Consider the following 12,327-nt stretch of genomic DNA (forward strand, 5'->3'; position numbering starts at 1 on the left):
GTCATTATTCTCCGTCCAGCACCGCCGGCCCGCGGCTCCGTAACGCCGGAATGTCGCAGGTCGCCAGCCACAGCCGCATCTGGCCAACGAAGCGGGCATGACCAAGCTCGCGCGCACGGCGCAGCCAGTGCAGCGCCTCGTCAACCCGTCCAGCCGCGCCCAGCATCCGCGCGTGGTTGAAGCAGCCACGAAAATCGTCGCCCGCCGCGGCGCGCGCATAGCAGGCCGCCGCCTTGGTCATGTCGCGAGGATTGACCCAGCCATCCTCGGCAAAGCTGCCGACGAAGTTGATCGCCTTGGCGTTGCCCAGCGCCGCAGCCTCCTCGAGCCACGCCAGCGCCGCCGCTTTGTCTTCGTCGACGCCTTCACCGAGCGCGAGCAGCGTCGCATGATTGTACATCGCCCAGTCGAGCCCGCGCTCGGCCGCGATCCGATAACATTGCGCAGCGCGAGCTTTGTCTATGCGGGTGCCCCAGCCGAGATCATAGCAGCGGCCGACCATGTTGAGCGCCATCAGATGGTGCTGCGCTGCCGCCTTGGTGAACCAGCCGAGCGCCGCTGCCTGATCGGCTTCGACGCCATGGCCATCGAGCAGCATCTGCGCATAGATCGCCTGCGCCTCGGCAATACCGCCCTCGGCCGCCTGGCGCAGGAACGCCGCGCGTTCTGCCGGTGACCCGGCGAGGCGCGCGGCGATGTCGTCGCGGCTGAGCTTGTCGAGCGCCGCTGCGTCCATCAGAAGCGGACGCCGACCGTGCCGAACACCGTGCGCCCTGCCGCGATCGAGGCATAATGGGTAGCAAAGGCCTGGTTGAAGTACGCCTTGTCGGTGAGGTTCTGCGCGTTGACGCTGAGCACCACATTATGAGTGAGGTCGAGGCTTGCCCGGGCATCGAAGCGCCAATAGCTCGGGATCTCGCGGTAAATCGTCTTGGTCGCGGCGTTGAGCGTCACCGTGCCGGCAGCATCTTGGGTGGCGCTGCGATTATCCTGATAGCCGCCATATTGCTTGTCCATGTAGATCGCGCTGCCGCCGATCTGGAGGCGCTTGAACAAGGTCACGTTGGTGGTCGCGGTGAAGCTGTTCTTGGCGGTCTGCGGCATCTGCTTGCCGTTGTTGATCGAATCAACCGCGACCGTACGCGCCGGCTGCAGCACGGTAGTGACACCACCGACTGTCCTGGTCACTGCCGCGGCGGTGAGGATGGTCGAACCGCCATCAATGATCTTGGGATCAAGATACGTATAGCCGCCGAACACCGTCCAGCCGGGCAGGATGGTGCCACTCGCGCTCAGCTCGATGCCGCGGATACGCGATTCGCCGATGAACGAGGCGGTGTTGTTGTCGTCGAGCACGCGGGCGTTCTTTATCTCGGTCTGGAACGCCGCGGCGCTGAGCTGCAGGCGCTGCGCGAACAGCGCCGCCTTGGCGCCGACCTCGTAGGAGCGGGTCTTCTGCGGCTTGAGCAGATCGGTAACCGACGCGGTGGCTGCGGTGGTCGGCAGTGCATTGTCCTCACGACCTTCACCGAGCAGGCTGTTGGGCGGCGTCGCCGAGGTCGCATAGCTGGCGTAGATGCTGGTATCCGGCGTCGGCTTGGCGACCAAGCCCGCCTGCCAGTTGAACAGTTCGTCGGTGCGCGAGATCCGAAACTGGGTCGCCCCTGGCAGGATCGTCGTCGACTTGAAGCGATCGAAGCGGGCGCCGACGTTGAGGATCAGCTGCGGCAGCAGCGTGATCGAGTCGAAGCCGTAAACGGCCTGGGTGGTGCCATTATTCTGCGTTTCCGTGGACGGCGCGCCCTTGACGATCGGCGCCTGAACCGTCGAGGTGTCCGACGTGTAGTTCACCCATGGGTCGTTCGGATTGGGGTTGAACAGGCTGGTGCAATAATAGCGCGAGATGGTTGAGGCGTTGCAGCGCGGCGTTATCGTCGATCCGTTAGCCAGTACGAAGGTGCCGCGCCGCGTCTTTTCCCAGGCAAACTCGCTGCCAATAGAGAAGCTGTGTTCGATGCTGCCGGTGTTAAACTTGCCGTAGAGGTCGGTCTGATCGATGATGCTCTCGGTATAGCCGTAGCGAGTGTTGCCGCGCCGCCAGACATAGCCGCCCGAGGTCTGATCGCCACGCGTGGCACCGGCGCCGGTCGTCGGATTGGCCGCGGTGGTGCCATAGACATTGCCCTGGCTATCGTCCGGCTGAGTGTAGATGTACGCCTGGTCGGTGTGGTTGTAGCGCGCAGTATTGCGCAGCGTCACGCCGCCGAAATCATGCTCGGCGCGGATCATCGCCTGGTTGGTGGTGGCATCGCGGAAGTCGCGGTCAGCCAGGCCGTAGAAGGTCGACCGATCGACAGTGCCGGTCTGCCCGTTGGCCAGAGTAACGTCACCGAGCACCGGTTGGCTGATGATCTTGCCGGTGCCGGGAGCGTTGGCGAGCGTGTAGAGATACGGCAGGCCGCTGTCGGGGAGCTCGTGGCTTTCCAGATAGTAATAGCTCGCGGTCAGACGGGTCGGCGTGCCGAGCCCGATGGTCACCGACGGTGCGAAGCCCCAGCGCTTGGACCAGATCGCGTCGCGCCCGGCCACGTCCTGGTCGTGCCACAGGCCCTGAACGCGAAACGCCGCCGTGTCCGACAGCTTGAGATTGAGGTCGCCAGTAATGCGCTTGAAATCAGCGTTGCCGTAGCTGCCGCTGACCGAGCCGAAATCGTCGAGCTTGGGCAGCTTCGAGATGATGTTGATCGTGCCGCCCGCAGACCCGCGTCCGCCGAGCGTCGAATCCGAACCACGGACGATCTGGATGGTCTCGGTGGCGAACACTTCGCGGCTTTGCGAGGCGAGATCGCGGACGCCATCGACATAGATGCTGCCTTGGCTGTCGAAGCCGCGGATGAACGGGCGATCGCCGATCGGATTGCCGCCTTCGGCTGCGCCGAAGGTGATGCCGGGCACGGTGCGCAAAGCGTCCTGCAGGCTTGTCGAGCCCGTCTGCTCGATCACTTCGCTCGACAGCAGCACGATCGATCGTGGCGTATCGATCAGCGGCGCGACCGCCTTGGGATCCTCTTGCTGGCGCAGGCGATCGGTCGACACGAGGATGTCGTCGTCACGAGGCGTGCGCTGGTCATCGGCAGCGACTGGCGCGGCAGGCGTAGTCGGCTCCGCGGCGTAGACCGGCGATGCGCCAAAGGCGCCGACGCACGATAGCGCGAGGAATGAAACGGTGTTGTTGGCCATGATGGTCCCCCCTTATGCGGCTGCCGCTATTGCGACGCGTTCGCAGAGTCAATGCCAATTTGGTTCCGCTGGTCGGACACGCTATGTCATTCCTGTAGCGATGAGCCGTTCACGCCATGGCGCCATGGCTCACGGACAGCGCCACGCGTTCGCAAATGGCCAGAAGGGCGCCGCTATAGATGCGGAACAGCGCCGCTTAGCTAAGGCAGGGTCCGCTAACGTTGGAGTTCAATCACCCGTGATCGTCCTCGCGGCGATGACTGCAACGCCACATGCTATGTGACAAGATTGCTCAAACAGCGTTGTGCGCTAACTTGTGATGCTCTGCCTACGCTGATATTATCGAAACGTTGCTAAAGCCATCGGCGTCGCTCTGAATCTGTTATGTCGAGAGATTGGGGAGCATGAGCTTTAGAAGTATTCATCATAGGATAAAGGTTATCTGGTCCACCGACACCTTTAGTCTACCAGCAGATTTAAGGCCGTTGCCGTGTTAGAAGCGAGGTGGAGCCAGTGGGAATCGTTGTCAGACAGCGTATTGAGCATCATGCCGCCCTTACGCTCATTAATTGGAAACAAGGTATACCATCAGTATTGCTTTCCCTTTATCGCGCTCCGTCTACACAGCGTCATGACGTACTGCCGCGATGCGCCTTGATCGGTAAGATCGCGCATGCTGGCTGTTCCTCTGCAGCGAAGGTATTCAACGAGGCGAGCACGCAGCGTGTTAACGCCTTCCCTCGCTGGTCTCACTTTCAACGCTTGATGGGAATGGTAGGTATCTGCTTGTCGGCGCCTAAAGCCCACCCTTTGGATCACCGAGAAAGCCAGGTTAAAACCACGCGCCAGGCGGACTTTCCTTTTCCGCAATTTAGCCGCAAGTAACGGCTAGATGGCTCTCTCACCTGACTATTATTCTGTTCTAGGGGTGCCCTCGACGGCAAGTCGCGACGCCATCCACGCCGCGTGGAAGGCGCTGCTCCGTCAATATCACCCCGATGCTAACCATGGTGTGGATGTTTCTGCTCGGGCGAAAGAGATCAACGAGGCGTATGCCGTTTTGGGAAAAAAGGAAGCACGCGCTGCCTATGATCGCTCGCAGATCAGGCCGTCTGCCCACCGAGCGACCGCGGACCGCCCGTTTCACCCCAGGAAAGCCGGCAGGCGCCCGATGCGACCTAGTCCGTCAATGCAGTCCAGCGGTAGCTTCTCGCAGCCACTAGAGACCAACGAATGGCTGATGGGGCTTTTCCTGCTGATCCTCACCGCCGCACCGATCGCTACAATCCTGGTTCTGTTTCATGAGGAATCCGGATCGGCATCTACGGTTCGAGGTAGCGTCGCCGCTCATCCCGTCACTAAGCCCCCCGCAAAAGCCGGCCGCAGCTCATCGGGCACAAAATTCAGGCTTGGGCAGCCTGCTTCCTAAACTATTGCCCAGTCGCGACATTCGAGGTCGCAGGTCAGGCGCCGAAAGCGGTCATAACGCGGAGATGAATGAGCGGCCGAAGTTGGGAAGCGTGAAGGGCGGGCTGAACGTCCACTTGTGGGTCAAGCCAGCCGACGCGGAGCGTCGTTTCCATGAATCGGGCCGGTCGGCGGCCACGCGCGACTTCGTGACCTTCAACAGAAAATCGTCATTCCTGAAAGCTGCCGTAAGCCTCCACGCGACGCGCGTGAATGGGAACGTTTCTGAGTGGCCGCCTTGCAGCGCATCGTGTCGGAAGCCGCCTCAGCCAGTCATCGAACAGATTGATGGGAGCGAAAATTATTCCACTGACGAGTGACCAGTCTACCTTGTCGCGCGAATAACAGACCATGCGTTCGGGCTTCCTCTCGAGATTGAACTCAAAACCATCGTCCGGCGCGGCGCGGGTCGCACGCGAGCGGCCAGCGCTGACGGCAGCAGATGACTGGGGCGGCCTCATGGTGGCCGCGCAAAAGGGACACGGCGGTGCCTACCGTCGTCTGCTCGGCGAAGTCTCGGTCTGGCTGGCACGGTACTTCCGACGCCGCCTGCCGCCTGGCGATGTCGAGGACGCTGTTCAGGAGACGTTGCTTGCCATCCACCGACGACGTCACACCTACGATCCGCAATATCCTTTGGGTGCATGGCTGGCGGCGATCGCCAAGCGCAAATGGATCGATCAGCTACGCAGCCTGGAGCGTCGTCCGAGCGAGCAATTGTCCGAAAACCTTTCGGTCGGCGATCACGAGATCTCGGTCATCAGCGCTTCGGTTCTCGCCAGCTTGCTCGAGGGGCTCCGTCCGGCGGAGGCGCAGTCGATCCTGCTGGTCAAGGTGCAAGGCTACAGCATCGAGGATGCATCGGGAGAGACGGGCCTGTCGCCATCCGCCATCAAGATGAACATCCACCGCGGGCTCAAACGCCTGACGGCATTCATAGAAAAGACTTCCGATGTCGAGTGACTCCCTGATCCTGGATCTGTCGGCCAATCTTGCGCCGGTCCGGCGTCGGCGCATGCTGCGTGAGGCCGGGCTCGTCCTTGCGCTTGGCGCGACCGAGCTTGCGCTCTTCCTGGGATCGGGAATGATGCGCCCGGACATGGGCCATATGGCCGCGTCGCCATATCTGACGTGGAGGCTGGGGAGCCTCACGGTGCTGGCCGGGATTGCCTGCACCGTCGCGATCCGATCCTTCTCACCCACGGCGCGACCTCGCACGGGATTGATGCTCGCTTGTGCCCTGGCGGTCATTGCCATCATCGGCGGCATGTTCGTCGCGCCGACCGGTATGAGCGGCCACACTGTGCTCGAGCGCCTCGATCCGGGCCGCGGCCTTGTATGCGCGGGCTCGATCTTCGTCCTGTCGCTGCCTGTGGTGGCGATGCTGGGCGTGTTGATGCGGCGTGCGGCGCCCACGCAGCCCAAGCTCAGCGCGATCGCATCGGGCATCGCGGCGGGCACTGTCGGTGCCCTCGTCTTCGCCTTCTGCTGCCCGTTCAACGACCCGCTTTACGTCGTGGTCTGGTATTCCATCGGTTGCGCCGCCGTAGCGGGCGCGGCCCGCTGGCGCCTGCCGAGACGCTTCCTCCTGTAGCGGTATCCGTTCCGCGGCCGTCCTAGCCAGCCGCACCACTGCCGAACTTCACCAACCGCTGCCGCCTCTGGTTCCCGGATCGGAGACGTGCGCCTTCATTACCAGCAAAGGAAATCACCGTGACGACCGCCACCGAAACCCAGGGCCCGAACCCCGACTGGCTCAAGACCTATTACTATCGACGCTTTGCGTTCTCCACGGCGTGGGTTGCAATCGCCTTCGCGCTCGGCAAGGACGTGCCACCGCTGGCGGCAGTCATGCTCGTCGCCTACCCGGCGTGGGACGCCATCGCGAACTATTTGGATGCCAGCCGCAGCGGCGGCTTGGCTCAGAACAAGAGCCAGATGCTGAACTTCGTCGTCAGTATACTGACCGCGGTCGCCGTCGCCTCGACCCTTTCGCACGGCATGCACGCGGTCCTCCAGATCTTCGGCGTGTGGGCCGCATTGGCCGGACTGTTCCAGCTCGTTACAAGTGTTCGACGCTGGAAGTCGTACGGTGCACAGTGGGCGATGATCCTTAGCGGCGCCCAGTCCGGCCTTGCCGCTGCCCACATGCTCCATAAGGCCGCCGGAGACACGTCCGTCAGCATCGCTGACATCGCGCCTTATGCTGCCTTCGGCGCCTTCTACTTTCTCATCTCGGCCGTCTCGCTGACCATCAGCGACGCGCGTCGCCGCTCGAAGGCCGTCGATGCCTGAGCGCACTTATCACCCGCGACTCCGAGCTGATTTCGGAACTTGAATGAGCGGCGGTTTTCGAAAAGCTGATAGGACCGCCTGGATATCACTCTATGGGTCTTCGCGCCCGTGCAGTCTCAGCTTACGAACCCTGTCCCGGATTCTAGAAAGTCGCGAGCATCGTGCCGCGGGTGCCTGCCCAGCCCTATGCCGACAGGGTGGCTGTCACCTGCCGTCGGACGACCTCGGTTGTGGCGCCGAAGACGAGGTGAGACGCATAGGAGTAGAGCGTTGTCGGCAGGTCGGCCTGCCACGGGGGTGATCCCAATCCGACTGCCGGCACAGCACCTTCGTCCAACAAGGTCGCCGTGCCGATGCTGAACGCGGTTCCGTACCCGGCGGCAATCGCCGGCCTGAACTCGGCGACAACGCCGTAGGCGATTCCGAGACCGATCCCGAGCGCGTAGTGGATCGCCTGGCCGGCCAGCGGCTTGTCCGGCGTAGCCACGTCGTGACCCGTGGCCCCGCGTGCCAGTGCGTCGGCGGCCTTCTGCGTTGCCGGCTCCTCATCGTCGCCGCTCGACGGCAGCAACGGCGACACGGCCGCCTGAAAGCGATCCATCGCAAATGAGGCAATGGCGCCAGCAATTACGCCCGCGACCACGCCGCGCGCGACCCGCGCAACGATAGTGTTGTCCTGCTTGCTCATGCATTCCCTCTACAAACGGTTCGCCGTGACTGTGGCAGCAGCGAGTGATGTCGCGACCGGCCCTTCAGGCTGAAACCATCAGAGCGCGGAGTCGTTTCGCGGACCCGTCTTGCATGACCCGGACGGGTCAGACCTGAACAGCTGTCGAACAAGGGTTTGAGCAGATGCCGGTTTCGAGTAGCTCTGCCGTGATGGCGACTGAGCTCATTCCTCGCAGGCGACCCGATCAGAGCGGCACGATCCAGCGTTGTTCTCAGCCCCGGCTCGCCATTCCGGGCAGCGATGGTGCTACCTCGACCACTCCATCCTTCCTCAACGGGGGCGGAAAATGTGCCGATCTCATCGGCCTGCTGGATTGGACAACAACATCGCTGGGCTCCATCGACACGTGGCCCGCAAACCTCACAACAGCGACATCCATCCTTCTGCGCTCGCCGGTACCGATCGCGCTGCTCTGGGGCGAGGAGGGCGTGATGCTGTACAACGACGCCTACTCCCGCATCGCTGGCGGCCGGCATCCGGAGTTGCTCGGGTCGAACGTGCGCGAGGGTTGGCCCGAACTGGCTGAGTTCAACGACGGCGTGAGGCGGGCCGTTCTCGATGGGGAGACTTTACACTACCACGACCAGGAACTGACGCTTCACCGCCACGAGCGGCCAGAGCAAGTGTGGATGGACCTCGACTATTCGCCGGTGCTGGGCGAGGACGGCGAGCCGGCCGGGGTGCTATGCATCCTGTCTGAAACGACCGAACGGGTCGCGGCCGAACGCCGGACAGAGTTCCTGCTGTCCCTCACCGATGCCGTGCGTCCGCTCGCGACGCCGGCAGATATCATGGCGGTGACGGCCCAGCGCCTTGGCGAATGGCTTGATGCCAGCCGCGTATTTTACGCTGAGATCGCCGGATCGACGATGATGGTGGAGGCCGATCATGCCCGTGGCGTGGCCTCGCTCGTCGGCCGGCACTCGCTCGAGGCGTTCGGCCCCGACCTACTGCGCGCCTATCGGGATGATACGCCAGTCGTCGTCTACGACGTGCCACAGGATAACAGGCTCAGCGAGGCAGCGCGGGATGGCCTCGGGTCCCGCGACGTGGGCGCGTTCATCGACGTCGTCCTCTTCAAAGAGGAGGAATGGGTCGGGCTGCTCGCCGTTCAGAGCGCTGGACCACGGGTCTGGACGACGGCCGAGGAAGTCCTCGTCCAAGAGGTCGGCGAGCGGATCAAGCCCGCGATCGAGCGCGCTCGCGCCGAGGTGCGCTTGCGCGAACTGAACGAGACGCTCGAACAGCAGGTGGCGGCGCGAACCGAGGACCTGCGCCGCTATCAGGACATCGTCGAGGCCACAGTCGCGCCGATCTGCGCCTTCGACACGGAATACCGGCTGGTCGCCTTTAATCACGCGCATAACAACGAGTTCCGCCGGGTGAACGGCTTCGACACCCGGATCGGCGAGGTGTTTCCCGACCTGTTCATCCCGGAGCAGGGCAGGATAATGCGCGCGCTCATGGATAGGGCGCTGGCGGGCGAGACCTTCACTATCGTTGAAGCGTTTGGCAGGCCGGAACTCGGCTCTCCTTACTGGGAGATCACATATACGCCGCTGCGCAACGCCGCGGGCGAGATCGTGGCTGCCTTCCATCATGCGAACGACATTTCCGAACGACTGCTCGCGCAGGCAGAGCTTGAGGCTGCTCAGGAGGCACTACGCCAGAGCCAGAAGATGGAGGCGATGGGTAGCCTCACTGGCGGCGTCGCCCACGACTTCAACAACCTCCTCACGCCGATCATTGGCTCTCTCGACATGCTGGTGCGCAAGGGCGTCGGCTCTGAACGAGAGCAGCGGCTGATCGGCGGTGCGCTGCAATCGGCCGAGCGCGCCAAGACGCTCGTTCAGCGCCTGCTCGCCTTTGCGCGCCGCCAACCGCTGCAGCCGACGGCCGTGGACCTTGGGCACCTCGTCGAAAGCATGGTCGACCTGATCGGATCGACGCTGGGACCCGCGATCACGATCGACGTCGGCATCGCCGCGGGCCTTCCCCCGGCGCGTGCCGACGCCAACCAGCTCGAGATGGCGCTGCTGAACCTGGCGGTAAACGCACGCGACGCGATGCCCGAGGGTGGTGCGCTCACTATCGCGGCGAGCCGCTGCCGTGTTGCCGACGACCGGACGCCGGGCCTCGCCCCGGGTGATTACATTTGCCTGACAGTGAGCGACTCCGGGACGGGCATGGACGAGGCGACGCTCGCAAGGGCAGCGGAGCCCTTCTTCTCGACCAAGGGCGTCGGCAAGGGCACCGGGCTGGGCCTGTCCATGGTCCATGGCCTGCTGGCGCAGCTCGGGGGCGGCCTGACCATCGAGAGCAAGGTGGGTCAGGGCACAGTGATCACTCTTTGGTTTCCGATCAGCTCGGAAGCCGCCGTTGTCGGCGACCAGCCCGTTCGTGCACGGCCGGCGACGATCGGCCGGGGCGTGGCGTTGCTCGTCGAGGATGAGGAGCTTGTCCGCATCAGCACCGCAGACATGCTGGCCGATCTCGGCTTCGAGGTCGTCGAGGTCGCGTCGGCAGAGGAAGCGCTAAGTCTCGTGACCGGGGGCCTGCGGCCCGATGTCCTCGTGACCGATCACCTGATGGCTGGCATGACCGGGGCGGAGCTGGCTCGCCACATTGTGTCCGACTGGCCGGACCTGCCGGTCCTGATCGTATCCGGCTATGCCGAGGCGGAGGGCATCGACGCGAACATCCCGCGATTGACCAAGCCGTTCCGAAACGACGAGCTGGCCGCCAGTCTGCTGGCGCTGAACGGGGCTGCTACAAACGCCTGAGACGATCGGGGGCGACGGCGATGGCTAGCGGCCGAAGGAAATTGTCAAAGAAATCCGAGACTAACTTGCTCGTCCGGTCGTTCTCTGCCCATGATACTCTCGACAACCCCCTATGCACTCGCGGTCGACGACGACCCGCTGATTCTGATAGACGTATCGAGCATCCTGGAGGATGCGGGCTTCCGGACGCATGAGGCGGACGATGGTGACGCCGCCATAGCCCTGCTGCCGGAACATGCCCACAACATCATCCTGCTCTTCTCGGACGTCGACATGCCAGGAGAGACTGACGGGTTCGCCCTGGCGCGCCATGTCGCCGAGAACTATCCCTGGATCGAGATCGTGATCGCCAGCGGGCGCGTCAGTCCGGCACCGGGTGACATGCCGGACAAGGCAACCTTCATCTCCAAGCCCTTCACCGCCCAGATGATCTACGCTCACCTGCGACGATCCTTGCCAGATGGCAAAAAGCCCCAGCCCTTAAGGGATGCCGTGTGAGCCGGGCTGCAAGGGGCAGCGATCCGGCTACGGCTCAGTCGGCCAGATGCTCGGCCATGCGGCGCATGGCCGCCTCCACCTGTTCGCGCTGAACAGGCTTGGGGTAGCATGTGGCACGCAACGGTAGCGCCAGATCGGCTTCGGTGAAAAAGGCCGCGGTCAGGATGATCTCGATCGATGGCCAGCGGTCGCGGACCGCGGCAGTGACTTCGATTCCCGTGATGCTGCTTGGCATATCGAGATCCATGTAGGCGATCCGGATGTCCGGTCGCTGTTCGAGGATCAGGATGGCGTTCTCGACGCTGATCGCTTCGACCCGCTCGAACCCGGCGCCTTCCACCAGGGCGGGAGCGGAAAGTCGAGCGGCGCGACGTGGGCGCCGGGAGAGCCCGCTGTGGCGAGACGATAGATCGCAGGGCCAAGCGGGCTGAAGACGATCACATTGATGGCGATCTGCATGGCCACGATCGTTCCCACGCCCCAGAACCAAGCGGGGTGTATGTGGCCGTTGGCGCGCAGATCATGGATCATTCCGGCAACCGGAAACAGAAGCAAGATCATGCACAGCACCTCACTGGTGTAAGGCATGAGGAGTGGACTGGGGACGATGCGGCCCAGCGCGGGTGCCAGGATTATCGACATCGCGCAGAACATCAGCCGCCGGTGCCACAGCGTACGCCGACGCATGACGATCGCGGCGGTCGCGAGCCCCGCAAAGACATACAAGGACAGCGGGTTCATCACGACGAAATAGGCCGGCTGAAAGAAGAATGGCACGTGCAGCGTCCGGGCCGCCATCACCGTTGCGTAAGTGCCCATGATGACCATGCCCGGTATCCAGATGACGGACAGCCAGCCCAGGCGCCGGTGCAGGGCGACACGTTCAGGCCCTGCCAGCACGTTCTGCACCAGATAAAGCACTGTCCAGCCAAAGAAGAAGAAGGCATGCACGTGAAGGAAGATGGGCACCGCGAAGCTCGATCGACCCATGGCAAGCTGCAGGCTAAAGCCCGCGAAAACCGTCAGCGTCATCACTATGGCCGAGCGGATGAAAAAGCGGTGCTCGCGGTCTGCGCTCGCCCGTTTCGTAAGTGCTACCGTAGCCATCAGTTCGCCCCCCGACACCCTGAACTGGATCTATAGCACAAATCGCATTGGGGAGCAGCCCGCGTCGTTATCATTCAGCCGTCTAAAGTGCCTTGTGCTACGTCGTCATGCTTTGACGCTGGCAAGTCGGTTACTGCAGCGCAGCGGCTTACGGCACATGTAGGTGCGGCGAAAGACAACCAGGCGTGACGATCTTCCCGCTCAACC

11 protein-coding genes are annotated in these 12,327 nt (G+C 63.2%); 6 read left to right on the top strand and 5 right to left on the bottom strand.

Annotated elements, in window-relative coordinates:
- Positions 1 to 4: 4 nt before the first annotated feature.
- Positions 5 to 736, bottom strand: coding sequence for a tetratricopeptide repeat protein (locus AC07M8_RS05555; RefSeq protein ID WP_495173383.1), 732 nt, complete (start codon positions 734 to 736; stop codon positions 5 to 7).
- Complete coding sequence (locus AC07M8_RS05560) at positions 736 to 3,240, bottom strand: TonB-dependent receptor (RefSeq protein WP_495173384.1); 2,505 nt, start codon at positions 3,238 to 3,240, stop codon at positions 736 to 738. The genes AC07M8_RS05555 and AC07M8_RS05560 overlap by 1 nt, the downstream gene beginning before the upstream one ends.
- An 892-nt stretch (positions 3,241 to 4,132) precedes the next feature.
- Here AC07M8_RS05560 and AC07M8_RS05565 point away from each other — a divergent pair.
- The 4 genes from AC07M8_RS05565 (at position 4,133) to AC07M8_RS05580 (ending at position 7,002) form a co-directional block, all read left to right on the top strand.
- Complete coding sequence (locus AC07M8_RS05565; RefSeq protein WP_495173385.1) at positions 4,133 to 4,669, top strand: J domain-containing protein; 537 nt, start codon at positions 4,133 to 4,135, stop codon at positions 4,667 to 4,669.
- A gap of 389 nt (positions 4,670 to 5,058) precedes the next feature.
- Positions 5,059 to 5,670, top strand: coding sequence for a sigma-70 family RNA polymerase sigma factor (locus AC07M8_RS05570; RefSeq protein ID WP_495173386.1), 612 nt, complete (start codon positions 5,059 to 5,061; stop codon positions 5,668 to 5,670).
- Entirely contained in the window at positions 5,660 to 6,301 is a 642-nt protein-coding gene (locus tag AC07M8_RS05575) for an NrsF family protein (protein ID WP_495173387.1), read from the top strand. Before AC07M8_RS05570 ends, AC07M8_RS05575 begins: the two co-directional genes overlap by 11 nt.
- 119 nt (positions 6,302 to 6,420) lie before the next feature.
- Positions 6,421 to 7,002, top strand: coding sequence for a DUF308 domain-containing protein (locus AC07M8_RS05580; RefSeq protein WP_495173388.1), 582 nt, complete (start codon positions 6,421 to 6,423; stop codon positions 7,000 to 7,002).
- Between the two features lie 184 nt (positions 7,003 to 7,186).
- Here the strand turns inward: AC07M8_RS05580 and AC07M8_RS05585 are convergent, their stop codons facing one another.
- The gene (locus AC07M8_RS05585; RefSeq protein ID WP_495173389.1) at positions 7,187 to 7,690 is read right to left on the bottom strand and encodes a DUF1440 domain-containing protein; all 504 of its coding nucleotides are present in this window, start codon (positions 7,688 to 7,690) and stop codon (positions 7,187 to 7,189) included.
- A gap of 191 nt (positions 7,691 to 7,881) precedes the next feature.
- Here AC07M8_RS05585 and AC07M8_RS05590 point away from each other — a divergent pair, with 191 nt between their 5' ends.
- Positions 7,882 to 10,515, top strand: a complete 2,634-nt coding sequence (locus AC07M8_RS05590) for a PAS domain-containing protein (protein ID WP_495173390.1) — start codon at positions 7,882 to 7,884, stop codon at positions 10,513 to 10,515.
- Positions 10,516 to 10,605: 90 nt separating this feature from the next.
- Entirely contained in the window at positions 10,606 to 11,013 is a 408-nt protein-coding gene (locus AC07M8_RS05595) for a response regulator (protein WP_495173391.1), read from the top strand.
- A 34-nt stretch (positions 11,014 to 11,047) separates the two neighbouring features.
- Here the strand turns inward: AC07M8_RS05595 and AC07M8_RS05600 are convergent, their stop codons facing one another.
- A complete protein-coding gene (locus AC07M8_RS05600; RefSeq protein ID WP_495173392.1) occupies positions 11,048 to 11,353 on the bottom strand; it encodes a response regulator in 306 nt (101 codons plus the stop codon).
- Positions 11,296 to 12,120 (bottom strand): hypothetical protein, encoded by an 825-nt coding sequence (locus AC07M8_RS05605; protein WP_495173393.1) that lies wholly within the window; start codon positions 12,118 to 12,120, stop codon positions 11,296 to 11,298. The genes AC07M8_RS05600 and AC07M8_RS05605 overlap by 58 nt, the downstream gene beginning before the upstream one ends.
- Positions 12,121 to 12,327 lie beyond the last annotated feature (207 nt).

It is taken from the genome of Sphingomonas sp. GW821-FHT09E03 (genome assembly GCF_059416225.1).

What these genes read in the sequence shown, in the direction of transcription:
- AC07M8_RS05555 (WP_495173383.1), bottom strand. Translation starts at nt 736, where the DNA reads ATGGACGCAGCGGCGCTCGACAAGCTCAGCCGCGACGACATCGCCGCG.
- AC07M8_RS05560 (WP_495173384.1), bottom strand. Translation starts at nt 3,240, where the DNA reads ATGGCCAACAACACCGTTTCATTCCTCGCGCTATCGTGCGTCGGCGCC.
- AC07M8_RS05565 (WP_495173385.1), top strand. Translation starts at nt 4,133, where the DNA reads ATGGCTCTCTCACCTGACTATTATTCTGTTCTAGGGGTGCCCTCGACG.
- AC07M8_RS05570 (WP_495173386.1), top strand. Translation starts at nt 5,059, where the DNA reads ATGCGTTCGGGCTTCCTCTCGAGATTGAACTCAAAACCATCGTCCGGC.
- AC07M8_RS05575 (WP_495173387.1), top strand. Translation starts at nt 5,660, where the DNA reads ATGTCGAGTGACTCCCTGATCCTGGATCTGTCGGCCAATCTTGCGCCG.
- AC07M8_RS05585 (WP_495173389.1), bottom strand. Translation starts at nt 7,690, where the DNA reads ATGAGCAAGCAGGACAACACTATCGTTGCGCGGGTCGCGCGCGGCGTG.
- AC07M8_RS05590 (WP_495173390.1), top strand. Translation starts at nt 7,882, where the DNA reads ATGGCGACTGAGCTCATTCCTCGCAGGCGACCCGATCAGAGCGGCACG.
- AC07M8_RS05595 (WP_495173391.1), top strand. Translation starts at nt 10,606, where the DNA reads ATGATACTCTCGACAACCCCCTATGCACTCGCGGTCGACGACGACCCG.
- AC07M8_RS05605 (WP_495173393.1), bottom strand. Translation starts at nt 12,120, where the DNA reads ATGGCTACGGTAGCACTTACGAAACGGGCGAGCGCAGACCGCGAGCAC.